Raw genomic sequence first — 14,581 nt, forward strand, 5'->3', positions numbered from 1 at the left:
ACCCATGAACCTTCCCTTCAAACGTGTCATCAGTCTGTTTGCCGCGCCGGCACTGGCGGGTCTGCTGGCGTTCTCTGCCCAGGCCGACGAGCTCAAGGAAATCAGGATTGCCGTGCCTGATCTGAGCGCCGGTACCCAGCACAGCGGCGGGGGCATCGTGGACGTGCTGCGCGATCAGCAGATCTTTGAAAAGGCCTTCGCCGATCAAGGCATCAAGATTCAGTGGAGCTTCTTCAAGGGCGCCGGACCTGTGATCAACGAGGCATTCGCCAACGGCCAGGTGGATCTGGCCTATCTCGGAGATCTGGCGGCCATCATCGGCAAGTCCAACGGTCTGGACACGCGTCTGCTCAGCGCCAGCGCCCGGGGTGTGAAGCAATATCTCGGCGTCGTGCCGGGTTCGGGGATCAAGACGCTGCAGGATCTCAAAGGCAAGCGCGTAGCGATCTTCCGGGGCACTGCGACCCAGTTGTCGTTCGATGCGGCGCTGGCCAGCGTCGGTTTGAGCGAGAAGGACGTGAAGGTGATCAACCTCGATTTCAACGCAGCGGTTGCTGCACTGGCGGCGAAGCAGATCGATGCATCGTGGGGCAGCTCCGGGCTGACTGCATTGCAGGCCAAAGGACTGGCTGAGCTGCCATTGAATACCAAGGATCTCGGTGGCGCCGGCAGTGTGCAGTCGGTTCTGGTGGGCACCGGCAAGTTTGTCGACGGGCATCCGGAAGCCGTGGCGAAGCTGCTCAAGGCGCAGCAGCAGGCGGTGGAGTGGTTGACGCAGGACAGCAACAAGGACGCCTATGTGCAGCTTGTGTCGGGGCTGGCGAGCTATCCACCGGTGATCCTCACCCAGGATCTGAAGGATCAGAACCTGAGCGAAGTCTTCCCTTCGACACTGGATCCGCTGTTCCTCGAAAACCTGCAGGGCAAGGTGGATCTGGCGGCGCAGCAGAAGCTGATTCGCAAGCCGTTCAAGGTCAACGAGTGGGTGGCGCCTGAGCTGGCAGCTGCGAAGCTCTGAGTCATGCGGTCATTCCCGCGCAAGGCGTGGGAATGACCCTCATACCGCGACGCTGATCGCCTGCTTATCCACCGCCACCAACGTCTCGATCATCGCCCGCGCCGCCGGTGACAGCCGGAACCCCGTGCGGCTCACAATCCCGCACCGCGCATTCATGCTCTCTAGGTTCTGCGGCAGATTGCGCCAGTGCAGCAGCGCCAGCGAGCCTTGGGCGATGTCCTCGACAAACGCCTCTTCAGTGCCGACGCCAATCGCGTTGGATTGCAGCACCACTTTCACCAGCGCCGGAAAATGCTCGGTCTCGATGGTCGGTGAAAAATCGATCCGGCCGCTGAGATTCGCCAGCAGTTTGCGAATGCCCGGCGGGATCAACGTGGTCGCCAGCGGGTAGTCGAACATGTCGTTGGTCGACAGGCTTTCCTTGGCCAGCAGCGGATGCCCCGGCCGGCAGAAAAACACCCCGCGCTTGGGTGTCAGCGGCTGGGTCTGGAAGTTCGGGTCGGATTCGAAATGGCGGATGTCGGCGATGAAGAATTCGATCTCCTCGCGGCTCAGGGCGCGGCTGAGTTTTTCCCAGTTATCCACCTGAAAGCAGGTGCGTACTTTCGGGTGCGCATTGATGAATTGCGCCACCGCGTCCGGCACCAGTTTCACCGCTGGTGCCGGACCGCAACCGAAGTGCAGTTCGCCGGCATCGAGCTTGGTCATCTGCGTCACTTCGGCGCTGAGTAATGCCGCGCCCTGCACCAGGGTCAGGGCGTGCTGAAGCACCACCTGGCCTTCGGGTGTCGGGCGCAGATCCTTGTTGCCGCGATCCACCAGCACGCAGCCGAACTCCTGCTCCAGCCCCTGAATACTGCGGCTGAACGCCGGTTGAGTGATGCCCATGGCGTCGGCCGCGCGGACAAAACTGCGGTGTTCGTTGAGGGCGATGAAGTAGCGCAACTGGCGAAGATCCATATGCTTTTCCGGCATCCTAAAAATAGCTCGAAGGCATTTGCGACGAGGTTGCTTGAGGTTTTAAATGCAAGCTCTTATTCCGTCAACGAAGCATGTGAATATCTATTAGATGTAAATGGAATATAGATAGAGCGTTGTTTCGCTGCCGTCCAACCGCAAGCAGTCGATGAGGGTCTACCCATGAGCAATGCCGCACTCGCTGTAAAACCCGCTGTCCACGCGCTGGACATTCATCCGGTGGCCGGTCGTATCGGCGCCGAAATCCGTGGCGTGCACTTGTCCGGTGAGCTGGATGCCGCGACGGTTGAAGCCATTCAACAGGCGCTGATCCAGTACAAGGTCGTGTTCTTCCGTGAGCAGACCCAGCTCGACGATCAACGTCAGGAAGCCTTTGCGCACCTGCTCGGCGAGCCCGTGGCGCATCCGACCGTGCCGTCCCGCGAGGGCACCCGTTATCTGCTGGAACTGGACGGCGCCGAAGGGCAGCGCGCCAACTCTTGGCACACCGACGTGACCTTCGTCGATGCCTACCCGAAAGCCTCGATCCTGCGCTCGGTGGTGGCCCCGGCGTTCGGTGGCGACACGCTGTGGGCGAACACCGCGACCGCGTACAACGAACTGCCGACCGAATTGCGTGAGCTGGCGGACAAACTGGTGGCCGTGCACAGCAACGAATACGACTACGCCGCCGTGAAGCCGGACGTGTCGGCGGAGAAGCTCGAGCGCTATCGCAAGATCTTCACCTCGACCGTTTACGAGACCGAGCATCCGGTGGTCCGCGTGCACCCGATCAGCGGCGAAAAGAGCTTGCTGCTGGGTCACTTCGTCAAACGCATCAAGGGCTATTCCCAGGCCGACTCGGCGCACCTCTTCGGCTTGCTGCAAAGTCATGTGATCCGCCAGGAGAACGTCGTGCGCTGGCGCTGGAAGGCCGGTGACGTGGCGATCTGGGATAACCGCTCGACTCAACATTATGCGATTGATGATTACGGCACTCAGGATCGGGTGGTGCGTCGGGTGACGCTCAAAGGGGAAGTGCCGGTCGGGGCGAATGGGCAGCGTAGCCAGACCATCAAAGGGGCTGAGATCGTCGGCGTTTGATAACTGATCGTTCCCACGTCGAGGCGTCGAACCGTCTGCGTGGGAATGCCTCAATGGACGCTCTGCGTCCGCTTTGGGACGCGGAGCGTCCCGGGCTGCATTCCCACGCGGAGCGTGGGAACGATCAACACCAATCTCGATCACCAGACGCCAATCTGAACGAGCTTCTCGGTCTCCGGCTCCCCATAACGAAACCGCTGCCCACGCAAATCAATCTCCTGATGACTGATCGTCGTGCGCCGCTTCAGCCCGCGCACCCACTCGAACAGATACCCCGCATGCTCCTCGCGCACCGCTGCATACGCCGGATCAGCGCCCAGATCCTGCAGCTCCTGCGGGTCATTCAGCAGATCGAAAAGCTGCGGCCGGAAGCCGTCGTACGCCAGGTATTTCCAGCGCTCGCTGCGCACCATGGTCATGCGGCAACGGTCGATCGGCTGGCCCAGCCGCTCCCGTGCCGGGGCCTGGAAGGCGTAGTCGTATTCGCTGATCGCATAGCGGCGCCAGTCAGGGTTTTCACCATGCAGCAGTGGAATCAACGAGCGACCTTCCAGGCGATGCTCCGCCCCCGTCACGCCCAGCGCTTCGAGAAAGGTCGGCACGCCGTCGATGGTTTCCGCCAGACGTTCGTCCACCGTGCCCCGTGTGACATCCGCCGCCGCACGCGGGTCGCGCACGATCAATGGCACGCCTACCGCCTGTTCCAGCAAAAACTCCTTCTCGCCCAGCCAGTGATCGCCCAGAAAGTCGCCGTGATCACTGGTGAACACGATCAGCGTGTCTTCCCAGCGGCCGTTGCTTTGCAGGAAATCGAAGAGCCGCCCCAACTGATCATCGACCTGTTTGACCAGGCCCATGTACGTCGGGATCACATTCAGTCTTACCGGATCTTTGGAGAAATTCAGGCTTTCCTCATGCTGGCGAAAGGCCTGATAGACCGGGTGGTCGCTGGGAGATGCATTACGTACCGGTTCGAGAATCGATTTCGTACTGTACAAAGTGTGGTACGGCGCCGGTACGATGTAGGGCCAGTGGGGTTTGATATAGGACAGGTGTAAAAACCACGGTTTTTCACCTTGCTCACCGATGAAGTCGATGGCTCGATTTGTAGTGTAGACAGTCTCTGAATGTTGCTCGGGAATTCGCGCCGGCAAATGGGCATTGCGCATTTTCCAGCCGCTGAGGATTTCGCCGTTGTCGCCTTCGGCCGCGTTGGCCCAGTCGTGCCAGGGGTTACGCCCTTCGAAACCCTGCTCGCGCAGGTAGTGGGTGTATGGCGCGGATTCGCGTTTGTCATCGAACAGCGGGTTGTCGGGGAAGATGCCGTCGTGACGAAAGTACGGCTCGAAGCCGACTTCATTGAGCACTTCGGCCTGGGCGCTTTCAGGGTTGATCGCCAACCGCTGCAAGGCGTCCACGTTGGCCGTGGCGTGGGTCTTGCCGACCAGCGCAGTACGAATGCCGTGGGGGCGCAGGTAATCGCCGATGGTCAGTTCTTCCAGCGGCAGCGGCACCGCGTTCCACGCCACCTGATGGCTGCTGACATAGCGCCCGGTGTAGGCCGACATCCGCGACGGCCCGCAGATCGTGCCCTGTGTATAGGCGCGGCTGAAGCGCACGCCGGCAGCGGCCAGGCGATCAATATTCGGGGTGTGCAGGTGCGGGTGGCCGTAGCAGGACAGGTAATCGCGGCGCAGTTGATCGCACATGATGTACAGCACGTTGCGCACGGGGTTTTGCGGGTTGGACATGGGGTTCACCAGTCAGAAAGACAGGCGAGGTTTTTCGCTTTCGGCGAGGGTGTTCGGCAAGTGCATTCGGGGAATGCTTGCGATGCATGAAACGCATGGGCTCAGACGGCGAGGTTCGCCAGTGAGCACACCTCTTCTTCCACCGCATCGATCGCCTTGATCTGCTCGATCATCGCCTCGGCCAACGGTGACAACCGATACCCGGCGCGGCTGACGATTCCATAACGGGTGTAAAGCTCCTCCAGATCATCCGCCAACCCTTCGACCTTCAAACACACCAACTCACCCCGGGCCTGATGCAGCGCATCCGAATAGGCACCGACGATGCCGATCGCATCCGAACGCAGCACCACGCCGAGCAGGCTTGCGCTGTTCTCGCACTCTACGTTCGGGACGAAATCCGGCCGGCCACTGAGGTCGACGATGACCTTGCGCAGGTTTGGCGGGCGAATGCTCACGGCCAGTGGATAACTCATCAGTTGCTCTGCCGTGACTCGCTCGAAAGCGCCCAGCGGATGCCCGGCGCGGCAGCAGAAATGCCATTTGCGTGGCCGCAAGCGGTGGGTCAGATAATCCGGGTCGGCCTCGAAATGTCGGGTGTCGGCAACGAAGAATTCGAACTCTTCGCTCAGCAGCCGTTTGCTCAGGCTCTGCCAGTCATCGACCTGGTAATGCACCCGCGCTTTCGGGTAGCGGCCGATGAAGCTGCCGATCGCTCGCGGGATTAATCCCGCTGCCGGCGCCGGGCCACAACCGAAGCGCAATTCCCCAGCCTCCAGCCCGTTGAACTGGCTGATCTCGTTGGCCATCTGCTGCGCACCGCTGACCAGGCGCCGCGCATGTTCAAGCAGCACCTGGCCCTGTTTGGTCGGCGGCAATTCCTTGCGCCCGCGATCCACCAACTGACAACCGACGCTGTGCTCCAGCGCCTGAATGCTGCGGCTGAACGCCGACTGCGACAGGTTCACCGCCTGCGCGCCGGCGACGAAACTGCGTTGTTCGGCGAGGGCGATGAAGTGTCTGAGCTGGCGCAAGTCGATATGCATTTTTCACATAAAAAATATCCGGGAAATGCATTGGATATGCATTAGGTCGACTCCTTATAAAGGCAATCTCTTATGCAGTAAATCTTTGTAAAAACATAAATAAATAACTTAAAAGAATATGCGGCACGGAAGATGTCTGCGTGTTTTTTGACCAGGAGCAGTCCCATGAGTCCGTTGAACCTCGCTTCACCGCCGCCGCCACGACGGCTCAAACGTCTGCCCCTGGCCCTGTTGCTGGCGGGGAGTGCCAGTTGGACCCACGGCTACGCTGCGGAAACCGAAACCCCTGTGCCGGCACCGGCAGGCAAGACCGCGACCGCCACTTCGCAACTGGAAACCGTGACCGTCACCACCCGCCGTCGCGAAGAAAGCTCTCAGGATGTGCCGACGCCAATGAGCGTGGTGAGCGGCACGACTTTGGAGACGCAACGGGTCTACCGAATCCAGGATCTTCAGCAACTGGTGCCCAGCGTCAACGTCGCCTACATGCATGCGCGTCAGTCCAGCGTGTCGATCCGGGGTCTGGGCAACAACCCGGCCAGCGATGGTCTGGAAGGCAGCGTCGGGCTGTACATCGATAACGTTTATCTGGGCCGTCCGGGAATGGCGGTGTTCGACCTGATGGACATCGAGCAGCTCGAAGTCCTGCGCGGGCCGCAAGGGACGTTGTTCGGCAAGAACACCACCGCCGGGGTGATCAACATCAGCACCCGCGCGCCGAGTTTCACCCCGGAGCGCAGCATCGAAACCTCGGTCGGCGAGGACGGTTATTTCCAGACCAAGGGCACCATTTCCGGGCCCCTCAACGATGTGCTGGCCGGGCGTTTGTCGGCCTATCGCACCCGCAGCGATGGCGACATCAAGAACGAATTCAACGGCCATGACCTGAACGGTGGTTCCCGCGACGGCTTCCGGGCGCAGTTGCTGTTCAAGCCCAACGAGAATTTCAACCTGCGCTGGATCGGTGACTACAACGAAGAGGATTCCAGCGCCGGCACCCGGGTGCTGTACAACACCGGACCGACCATCAATGGCGTCAATCTCTACTCGGCCCGCGCCGCCGCTGCCGGCGCGACGCTGGTCAACGGCTCGCACCGCAAGGTCAACCTGGACAACGATCAGCACGTCACCGTGCATCAGGGCGGCACCTCGGTGGAGGCCAACTGGACCCTGCCGAGCGACTTCACCCTGACCTCGGTCAGCTCCTATCGCTTCTGGAATTTCACCCCGCGCAACGACGACGGCCTCAATGTGCCGGCCACCTACAACGCCGGGGTGTCGGTGGAGGACAAACAGTATTCCCAGGAATTTCGCCTCGCGTCGCCCAAGGGCGAGTTCTTCGATTACGTCCTCGGCGCCTACTATTTCGGATCGGACCTGGACAACAAATCCTTCGCCTATTACGGCCCGCAGGCCGACATCTGGAACGGCACGCCACGGGGCGCGCTGGCCAACGTCAATAGCGTCGGCCGTGGTCATATCAAGACCGACAGTTTCGCGTTGTTCGCCCAAGGCACCTGGCACCTGACCCCACGTCTGGATTTCACCGCCGGGGTGCGTGGCACCTATGAAGAGAAGAACGCCTGGGTCAATCGTGATGCGCCGGTCGGTGGCGCCGCTGTCACGGGTGCCGCAGCCACCGCGCGACGCGGCCGGACTGGCGCCTACGATTCCGGCGACCTGAACCAGTACAGCTCCAGCCCGTCCGGATTGCTCAACCTCAGCTATCGCTTCACCGATGATCTGCTCGGCTACGCCACGTTGTCTCACGGCGAAAAATCCGGCGGGGTCAACCTCGTGGTCGGCTCGGCCCCGACCGCTGGTGCCGACTCGTTGCTGATCGGCACCGAGCGCGCCAACAACGCCGAACTCGGCTTCAAGAGCACGCTGTGGGATCGCCGTTTGCAGCTCAACGCCAACGTGTTCTGGACCCAGGTCAACGCTTACCAGACCAACGCCTACGACGACGTCAACCGCGTGCAATACCTGACCAACGCCGGTTCAGTGCGCTCACGTGGCGTGGAGTTCGAAAGCACCGTGATCCCGCTGCGTGGCCTGACGCTGAACTTCAACGGCTCGTACAACGACGTCAGCTATCTCTCCTACAAGGACGCGCCGTGCCCGCCTGAAGTCAGCCAGGCACCGGGTGCTCCGGCCTCGTGCGACCTCAGCGGTCATCAGGTGGTCGGCGCCTCGAAATGGATCGGCAACGCCAACGGCAAGTACGAATGGAATCTGGATAACGGGCTGCAACCTTATGTCACCGGCAGCTACGCGTTCCGCTCCAAAGCGGTGGGCACGGTCGAGGATTCCGACTACGGCCAGATCCCGAGTTACGCGGTGGTCAATCTCTCCACTGGCCTGCGCGGCGATTTCAATCAGGGTCAGTGGGACGTCTCGCTGTGGCTGAAAAACGCCTTCGACAAAACCTACTACACGACCCTGTGGACCGGCGGCAACGGCGGCTATGAAGGCCTGCTCGGTACGCCTAGAACGTTAGGTGTGAGTGGTCGATACGACTTTTAAAGGTGGTTTGAAATGCACTTTCTGGCAGGGCGCCTGTTACGCCTGCCAGAAAGGGGGGGCCGAATATTACGTGTAGATGTATCACGACGTACAACAGACATCATCATTCAAGTATCTGATATGTATTAAGAAAGGGCATATTTCGAGGAAGTATTAACATAGAAGGTCGGCATAAGTAAGGCTGAAGTATGCTTTGAATGGATTTGGCTACTCTAGAACCCAAAAGCAGTGTTCGAGAGTGCACTTTTGCTTGTCAATTTGGATTATCTTCATATACCCATCTATATGAAATCCTGAATCATTGATGTTGCCAATTTTCGCTGATCCTCCGGGTGGAATGGTTACCCAAGACAAATCGTCTACTTTACGAGCCGTAATGTTTGATGTTCCTTTGTTGATGATCTCGAAATCAGGGGTTATGCGACGTTGAGCCGCAGTCTTGTTCAACGATGAATTAGATTTTTTAGAGTCAGACAGGACAACGCACAGTTCTTGAGGGCACCCCACCCGGGAAATCGAAATGTGCTGGATTTTGCCGCTCGCGGAGGCATTAATAATGGCGCCTGCGACAGGTAAGAATGGTATAGAGATATTTTCTCCGGGTAATAAATTCGTATCGGGGTGTCCGTAGATTTTAGCTATAAGTGTTAGAGCTTGGGAAGCGTTCTTGAAATCCGTTTTGAAATCGGCAGATTTTGATTCTTCGGCTGCGTGCAGCAGGGTCGATGAAAGCAGAGCGAGGGCTATAACGAAATTATTGAGTTTCATAAGGGTTTCTCAACGTAGTAGGTAATACGCCCTCATTTGATGATGTTTTTGACAGTGGCGATACTGTCAGAAATTACAGGTTTTGAAGATTTTCAATAATCTTTTGGAATAATGACCAACTTCTAATTCCTGATTTTCTTTTTCTATCGTTCAAGCTGCCTTTGACGAATATTTTCCATGCCTTAAAAGCATGTGGTTAGAGCTATGTTGGCCAGAGCCCTTGTAAGGCAAGGCTTTCAGAAAACCAATCGGTATTTATATTCTTTTTGGTTATATACTTTGTCATAAAAAATACTTTAAGAAATAAGTGTCTGTATCAATGATTCACCAACTGAAACGTTGTGCGGGGGATGTCAGGCATGACGCTTCGGGCTTTTCGCAAAGAGACCGCAGGGAGTAAATCAATGGGCAATGTCCAGACCGCCGCCAGCGCACAGGAGGTGCTGTGGCGCCAGGCGCCGAGCGGCGAGTTGGTCGATCTCGGCCGGCCCCATCGCGTGCCGTTGGGGCAGCTGCGTTTGCAGCGCGCGCCCAAGGGCATTTTGAGCCGCCGCGAAACGATTCTGCTCGGCGTTCTGGCGCTGGTGGTGCATGGCGCGGTGATCTACTGGATCAACCAGCATCCGACGCCGGCGCTGCCGATCGTGCCGCCGGAAATTCCACCGATGACCATCGAGTTTTCTCGCCCGGCGCCACCGGCACCACCTGTAGTTGTGCCGCCGCCACCGGCACCTGTGGTTGAGCCTCCGCCCCCGGTGGAGGACGAACTGGCAACCAAGCCGCCACCGAAACCAAAGCCGATTCCAAAACCGAAACCGGTCGCCAAACCCGTACCGAAACCGGCGCCAAAAGCGGTCGAGCAACCACCGGCTCCGCCACAACCGGCCGCCCCGGTCGCCGCGCCCGCGCCACCTGCACCACCGGCACCTGCGCCGGTGACGCCGGCCTCGGCCAACGCGGCGTACCTGAAGAACCCGGCGCCGGAGTATCCGTCGCTGGCCCAGCGTCGCGGTTGGGAAGGCACGGTGTTGCTCCGGGTGCACGTTCTGGCCAGCGGCAAACCGGGCGAAATCCAGATTCAGAAAAGCAGTGGCCGGCAACAGCTCGACGACGCGGCGCTGGACGCCGTGAAGCGCTGGAGCTTCGTGCCGGCCAAGCAGGGTGATGTCGCCCAGGACGGCTGGGTCAGCGTACCCATCGATTTCAAGATTCATTAAACCGAAACCAATTTCGCGTTAAACGTTTACACGAGGGAACACATCATGACGTTACTGGCATCTCCACTGGAATCCATCGAAAGCGCGGTGATCTGGCTGCTGGTGGTCTTCTCTGTCGCTACCTGGGGCCTGGCATTGCTCAAGGCTGTGCAGTTCGGCCGGCTGAAGGCGCAGGACCGCAAATTTCACAAGCGCTTCTGGGCGGCGTCGAGTCTGGACTCCGCCGCCGAGTTGAGCGAAACCCAGCCCGGCGCGGCAGCGCGGGTGGCACAGGCCGGTTATGCGGCGATACAAGTGGGCGAGGCGCCGCAGGCCAATGACCTGAGCCAGGCGATCAACCATCAGGATCGCCTCGAACGTGCCTTGCGTCAGCAGATCGTTCGCGAGCGGCGTTCGCTGGAAACCGGTCTGGCGGTGGTCGCGAGTATTGGCAGCACCTCGCCGTTCATTGGTCTGTTCGGCACGGTGTGGGGAATCATGGAAGCGTTGAAAGGCATCAGCGCGGCGGGCTCGGCGAGCCTGGAAACGGTCGCAGGACCGATCGGTGCAGCGCTGGTCGCCACCGGTGTGGGGATCGCGGTCGCGGTGCCGGCGGTGCTGGTTTACAACTACTTTTTGCGCCGTCTGAAACTGACGGCGGCGGACCTGGATGACTTTGCCCACGACTTCTACAGCCTGGCGCAAAAGAGTTCGTTCCGTGTGCTGATTCACCCGACCGCGCACAAGGCTGCGGCCCAGGGCAACGCAACAAAAGTGAAGGAGGCGTCCTGATATGGCCTTCTCCACGCAAGACAGCGACGAGGTGCTGAGCGAGATCAACGTGACGCCGCTGGTGGACGTGATGCTGGTGTTGCTTGTGGTGTTTATCGTCACCGCGCCGCTTTTGACCAACGCGATACCGATCAACCTGCCGAAGACCGAAGCGGTGGCGCCGGTCGAGCAGAAAGACCCGTTGGTGGTGAGTATCGACGGTGCTGGAAAACTGTTTATCAACAAGGACGAAATCCAGCCGGATCTGCTGGAGTTCAACCTCAAGTCGGCCAAGGCCAAGGACCCGGAAGTGCGCGTGCAATTGCAGGCCGACGACGGGGTGAATTACGGCGAAGTGGCGCGAGCCATGGCTTCGATTGAGCGGGCGGGCATCACCAAGCTGTCGGTGATCACTGCACGATAAGGGTTTCACGTTTTTCCGGGGCCGTCTCCTTGGCAGGGTGCGGCCCCTTTTTTTGCTCAATGCTTAATATTCTTTTCAGGTCTTAATAAATAGCTTCTTATTCCTTAACGAATATAAATCCCGTCCCTATACTCGTTCAGGAACAGACACGACGCAGGAGAGCTCCCCCATGCGCAACGAATCAATCCGCTATCTGATTGTGCCGGGCTGGCAAGGATCGCCAGAAGATCATTGGCAAACCCACTGGCAGAACAGCCTGCCCAACAGCGCGCGGGTAGAGCAGGCCGACTGGCTGACGCCGCGTCGTGAAGACTGGGTCGCGGCGCTGGCCGAGGCGATTGCCGCCGACAGCTCGCCGGTGATTCTCATCGCGCACAGCCTGGGCTGCATCACCGTGGCGCACTGGGCGGCTACTGCGCCACTGCATCATTTGCGTCAAGTGCGGGGGGCGCTGCTGGTGGCGCCAGCGGATGTCGAGCGTCCGGCGTGCGTGCCGGCACTGCGCAATTTCGCACCGATCCCGACCGATCTGCTGCCCTTCCCGAGCCAGGTCGTCAGCTCCGACAACGACGCCGCCGTCAGTGCGCCGCGTGCGCTGGAACTGGCGCGCAACTGGGGCGCCGAGGCGGGGATTCTCGCGGGCGCCGGCCATATCAACGTGAAGTCCGGGCATCAACGCTGGGAGCAGGGATTCGCTTATCTGTATCGCCTGCAAAACCGCATGGAACACCACGCCCGGCGCCGTGCCTGACCACTTTTATTTGTTCAACGCCCCCGTCTCCCGGCGATTTGGGGCGGGAGTCTGCCATGAGTCTTGAAACCTTCGGTCAGCCGTTGCTGACCTTTCCCGATGCGGAAAAAAGTCCCCTGAGCATTCGCGCCAAGGCGCTGGTGTTCGTCGATCCACGTTCGCGCCAGTTGCGCGAAGAAATGGCCCAACTCGCACCGCGCTCGATCTCTGTGTTGATTCGCGGCGAGACCGGCACCGGCAAGGAATTGCTCGCTCGCCACATCCACCGCGCCAGTGATCGCAGCGGCTTGTTTGTCTCGGTCAATTGCGGGGCGATCAGCCCGACCTACGCCGATGCGGAATTGTTCGGTTATGCCGCCGGCAGCTACAGCGGTTCGGCCAGCAGTCGCGCCGGTTGGTTCGGTTCAGCCAACGGCGGCACCTTGTACTTGGACGAGATCGGCGACCTGCCGTTGCCGATCCAGATCAAGTTGCTTTCCGCACTGGAAAACCACGAAGTCACCCGCGTCGGTGCGCATCAGCCGAGCCCGGTGGACGTGCGCCTGGTAGCGGCGACCAGCATCGATCTGGCGCAAGCGGTGGCGGCAGGGAAATTCCACGAGCGGCTTTATCACTATCTCAGCGAAGGGCATCTGGAACTGCCAGCGTTGCGCGCGCGGGTTGGCGACATTCTGTCGTTGGCCGAGTACTTCCTCGGCATTTACAGCCAGCGTCTGGATCTGCCGGTGCCTTTGATCAGCGAAGCGGCGCAGCAGGTGCTGGAACAGCACAGTTGGCCGGGCAACACCCGGGAGCTGGAAAACGTCATTCATTTTGCGTTGCTGGTGAGCACCGGCGACGAAATCCTGCCGGAGCACCTGAACCTGCCCGAGGTGTCTGGGCCGCAGGTTCAGATCGAGCGTCAGGTGGCGAGCGTCAGCCTCAACGGCACCGTCGACGAACGTAAGGCATTGAAAGAATGGCTGTTGAGCTTGAGCGAGGCGTTGTAACCCTTTTGCTCAACATGAACAAAATGGAATATGAAGCTGAATAAACGTTATTGTCCGGGAATAAAAAATCCCGGTATTGTCCGCTTCACGCCAGCAGTAGCACATCGCTGGCACACGTATTAATGCCGTCGTCGATGACGACCGATTTTCGATAAGGACACTGCATGAAAAAGGTTCTGTTGTTTACCGCATTGGCGGCTGCTCTGACGGCTTCCCTGGCCCAGGCTGGCGAGAAACTGGTGGTGGCCGCGACGCCGGTGCCGCACGCCGAGATCCTCGAGCTGATCAAGCCGACCCTCGCCAAAGAAGGCGTGGATCTGGAAATCAAGGTCTTCACCGACTACGTACAGCCGAACGTACAGGTGGGCGAGAAGCGTCTGGATGCCAACTACTTCCAGACCAAGCCTTACCTGGACAGCTTCAACGCCGGCAAATACAAGGATGACAAGGCCAAGTACCTGGTGACCGTGCAAGGCGTGCACGTTGAACCGTTCGGTGGCTACTCGAGCAAGTACAAGACCCTGGCTGAACTGCCGGACGGCGCCACCATCGCCATTCCGAACGAAGGCAGCAACAGCGGTCGCGCACTGATCCTGCTGCAGAAGGCTGGCCTGATCGAACTGAAAGATCCGAAGAACGCCCTGGCCACGCCAAAAGACATCGCCAAGAACCCGCACAACTTCAAGTTCAAGGAACTGGAGTCGGCCCTGCTGCCGCGTGTTCTGAAAGAAGTCGATCTGGACATGATCAACACCAACTACGCACTTGAAGCCAAGTTGAACCCGACCAAGGACGCTCTGGTGATCGAAGGCGCGGATTCGCCTTACGTGAACTTCCTGGTTGCCCGTGAAGACAACAAGAACAGCGACGCCATCAAGAAACTGGCCGCTGCCCTGACCAGCCCTGAAGTCAAAGCGTTCATCGAGAAGAAGTACAACGGCGCGGTACTGCCGGCGTTCTGATCCGACGCAGCAGCAACCCCCTTCAAGGTTGAAAAAAACGCCGATGACCCGCGATGGTCATCGGCGTTTTTTCTTGCGTGTGGCTGACTCAGGCAGCGCTGGTTTTCAGCGCTCTGCGCAAGGCCACCAGCCATTTCACGAAATCCTGCGGGTCCGGTCGCTGCGGCACTTTTACGTCCATGTTCTCTTCCTTGTTATGGGGTTGGCCGGGGGAGTCTGGCCAAAAGCTGTTCGTCCTTGGAGGGCTTTCATGAAAAAAAGATCCGTCCTACAGCGAAAGGAAAAATAGCCTTCTTATTCTGTCGGGGCAAACCCGCA

General features: G+C 59.4%; 13 protein-coding genes. 9 read left to right on the top strand and 4 right to left on the bottom strand.

What is annotated here, in order from left to right; translation table 11 throughout:
* Positions 1–4: 4 nt before the first annotated feature.
* Positions 5–1,018, top strand: coding sequence for an ABC transporter substrate-binding protein (locus ACODTD_RS13790; RefSeq protein ID WP_011331920.1), 1,014 nt, complete (start codon positions 5–7; stop codon positions 1,016–1,018).
* A gap of 39 nt (positions 1,019–1,057) precedes the next feature.
* Here the strand turns inward: ACODTD_RS13790 and ACODTD_RS13795 are convergent, their stop codons facing one another.
* A complete protein-coding gene (locus ACODTD_RS13795; protein WP_041475105.1) occupies positions 1,058–1,978 on the bottom strand; it encodes a LysR family transcriptional regulator in 921 nt (306 codons plus the stop codon).
* A gap of 180 nt (positions 1,979–2,158) precedes the next feature.
* On the opposite strand from ACODTD_RS13795, the gene ACODTD_RS13800 reads away from it, so the two are divergent.
* A complete protein-coding gene (locus ACODTD_RS13800; RefSeq protein WP_007952791.1) occupies positions 2,159–3,079 on the top strand; it encodes a TauD/TfdA dioxygenase family protein in 921 nt (306 codons plus the stop codon).
* Between the two features lie 140 nt (positions 3,080–3,219).
* Here the strand turns inward: ACODTD_RS13800 and ACODTD_RS13805 are convergent, their stop codons facing one another.
* The gene (locus ACODTD_RS13805) at positions 3,220–4,830 is read right to left on the bottom strand and encodes an alkaline phosphatase family protein (protein WP_489104944.1); all 1,611 of its coding nucleotides are present in this window, start codon (positions 4,828–4,830) and stop codon (positions 3,220–3,222) included.
* A 101-nt stretch (positions 4,831–4,931) separates the two neighbouring features.
* Positions 4,932–5,876, bottom strand: a complete 945-nt coding sequence (locus ACODTD_RS13810) for a LysR family transcriptional regulator (RefSeq protein WP_011331923.1) — start codon at positions 5,874–5,876, stop codon at positions 4,932–4,934.
* A 165-nt stretch (positions 5,877–6,041) separates the two neighbouring features.
* Here ACODTD_RS13810 and ACODTD_RS13815 point away from each other — a divergent pair, with 165 nt between their 5' ends.
* The gene (locus ACODTD_RS13815) at positions 6,042–8,402 is read left to right on the top strand and encodes a TonB-dependent receptor (protein WP_011331924.1); all 2,361 of its coding nucleotides are present in this window, start codon (positions 6,042–6,044) and stop codon (positions 8,400–8,402) included.
* Between the two features lie 207 nt (positions 8,403–8,609).
* Here ACODTD_RS13815 and ACODTD_RS13820 read toward each other — a convergent pair whose 3' ends face one another.
* Positions 8,610–9,170: a hypothetical protein gene (locus ACODTD_RS13820; protein WP_011331925.1), complete on the bottom strand. Its 561-nt coding sequence runs from the start codon at positions 9,168–9,170 to the stop codon at positions 8,610–8,612.
* A gap of 404 nt (positions 9,171–9,574) precedes the next feature.
* Between ACODTD_RS13820 and ACODTD_RS13825 the strand changes: the two genes are divergently transcribed.
* The 6 genes from ACODTD_RS13825 (at position 9,575) to ACODTD_RS13850 (ending at position 14,263) form a co-directional block, all read left to right on the top strand.
* Complete coding sequence (locus tag ACODTD_RS13825) at positions 9,575–10,387, top strand: energy transducer TonB (RefSeq protein ID WP_041475106.1); 813 nt, start codon at positions 9,575–9,577, stop codon at positions 10,385–10,387.
* A 45-nt stretch (positions 10,388–10,432) separates the two neighbouring features.
* Entirely contained in the window at positions 10,433–11,158 is a 726-nt protein-coding gene (locus ACODTD_RS13830; RefSeq protein ID WP_011331927.1) for a MotA/TolQ/ExbB proton channel family protein, read from the top strand.
* A gap of 1 nt (position 11,159) precedes the next feature.
* Positions 11,160–11,561: an ExbD/TolR family protein gene (locus ACODTD_RS13835; RefSeq protein ID WP_003220570.1), complete on the top strand. Its 402-nt coding sequence runs from the start codon at positions 11,160–11,162 to the stop codon at positions 11,559–11,561.
* A 169-nt stretch (positions 11,562–11,730) separates the two neighbouring features.
* On the top strand, positions 11,731–12,312 hold the full coding sequence (locus tag ACODTD_RS13840) for an alpha/beta hydrolase (RefSeq protein ID WP_007952774.1): 582 nt from the start codon (positions 11,731–11,733) through the stop codon (positions 12,310–12,312).
* Positions 12,313–12,368: 56 nt separating this feature from the next.
* The gene (locus ACODTD_RS13845; protein ID WP_011331929.1) at positions 12,369–13,301 is read left to right on the top strand and encodes a sigma 54-interacting transcriptional regulator; all 933 of its coding nucleotides are present in this window, start codon (positions 12,369–12,371) and stop codon (positions 13,299–13,301) included.
* A gap of 164 nt (positions 13,302–13,465) precedes the next feature.
* A complete protein-coding gene (locus ACODTD_RS13850; protein ID WP_011331930.1) occupies positions 13,466–14,263 on the top strand; it encodes a MetQ/NlpA family ABC transporter substrate-binding protein in 798 nt (265 codons plus the stop codon).
* Positions 14,264–14,581 lie beyond the last annotated feature (318 nt).

It is taken from the genome of Pseudomonas sp. FG35, assembly GCF_057809295.1.

Coding starts and splice junctions, on each gene's coding strand:
- ACODTD_RS13810 (WP_011331923.1), bottom strand. CDS start 5,876: ATGCATATCGACTTGCGCCAGCTCAGACACTTCATCGCCCTCGCCGAA.
- ACODTD_RS13795 (WP_041475105.1), bottom strand. CDS start 1,978: ATGGATCTTCGCCAGTTGCGCTACTTCATCGCCCTCAACGAACACCGC.
- ACODTD_RS13835 (WP_003220570.1), top strand. CDS start 11,160: ATGGCCTTCTCCACGCAAGACAGCGACGAGGTGCTGAGCGAGATCAAC.
- ACODTD_RS13825 (WP_041475106.1), top strand. CDS start 9,575: ATGGGCAATGTCCAGACCGCCGCCAGCGCACAGGAGGTGCTGTGGCGC.
- ACODTD_RS13805 (WP_489104944.1), bottom strand. CDS start 4,830: ATGTCCAACCCGCAAAACCCCGTGCGCAACGTGCTGTACATCATGTGC.
- ACODTD_RS13815 (WP_011331924.1), top strand. CDS start 6,042: ATGAGTCCGTTGAACCTCGCTTCACCGCCGCCGCCACGACGGCTCAAA.
- ACODTD_RS13845 (WP_011331929.1), top strand. CDS start 12,369: ATGAGTCTTGAAACCTTCGGTCAGCCGTTGCTGACCTTTCCCGATGCG.
- ACODTD_RS13850 (WP_011331930.1), top strand. CDS start 13,466: ATGAAAAAGGTTCTGTTGTTTACCGCATTGGCGGCTGCTCTGACGGCT.
- ACODTD_RS13800 (WP_007952791.1), top strand. CDS start 2,159: ATGAGCAATGCCGCACTCGCTGTAAAACCCGCTGTCCACGCGCTGGAC.
- ACODTD_RS13790 (WP_011331920.1), top strand. CDS start 5: ATGAACCTTCCCTTCAAACGTGTCATCAGTCTGTTTGCCGCGCCGGCA.
- ACODTD_RS13830 (WP_011331927.1), top strand. CDS start 10,433: ATGACGTTACTGGCATCTCCACTGGAATCCATCGAAAGCGCGGTGATC.
- ACODTD_RS13820 (WP_011331925.1), bottom strand. CDS start 9,170: ATGAAACTCAATAATTTCGTTATAGCCCTCGCTCTGCTTTCATCGACC.
- ACODTD_RS13840 (WP_007952774.1), top strand. CDS start 11,731: ATGCGCAACGAATCAATCCGCTATCTGATTGTGCCGGGCTGGCAAGGA.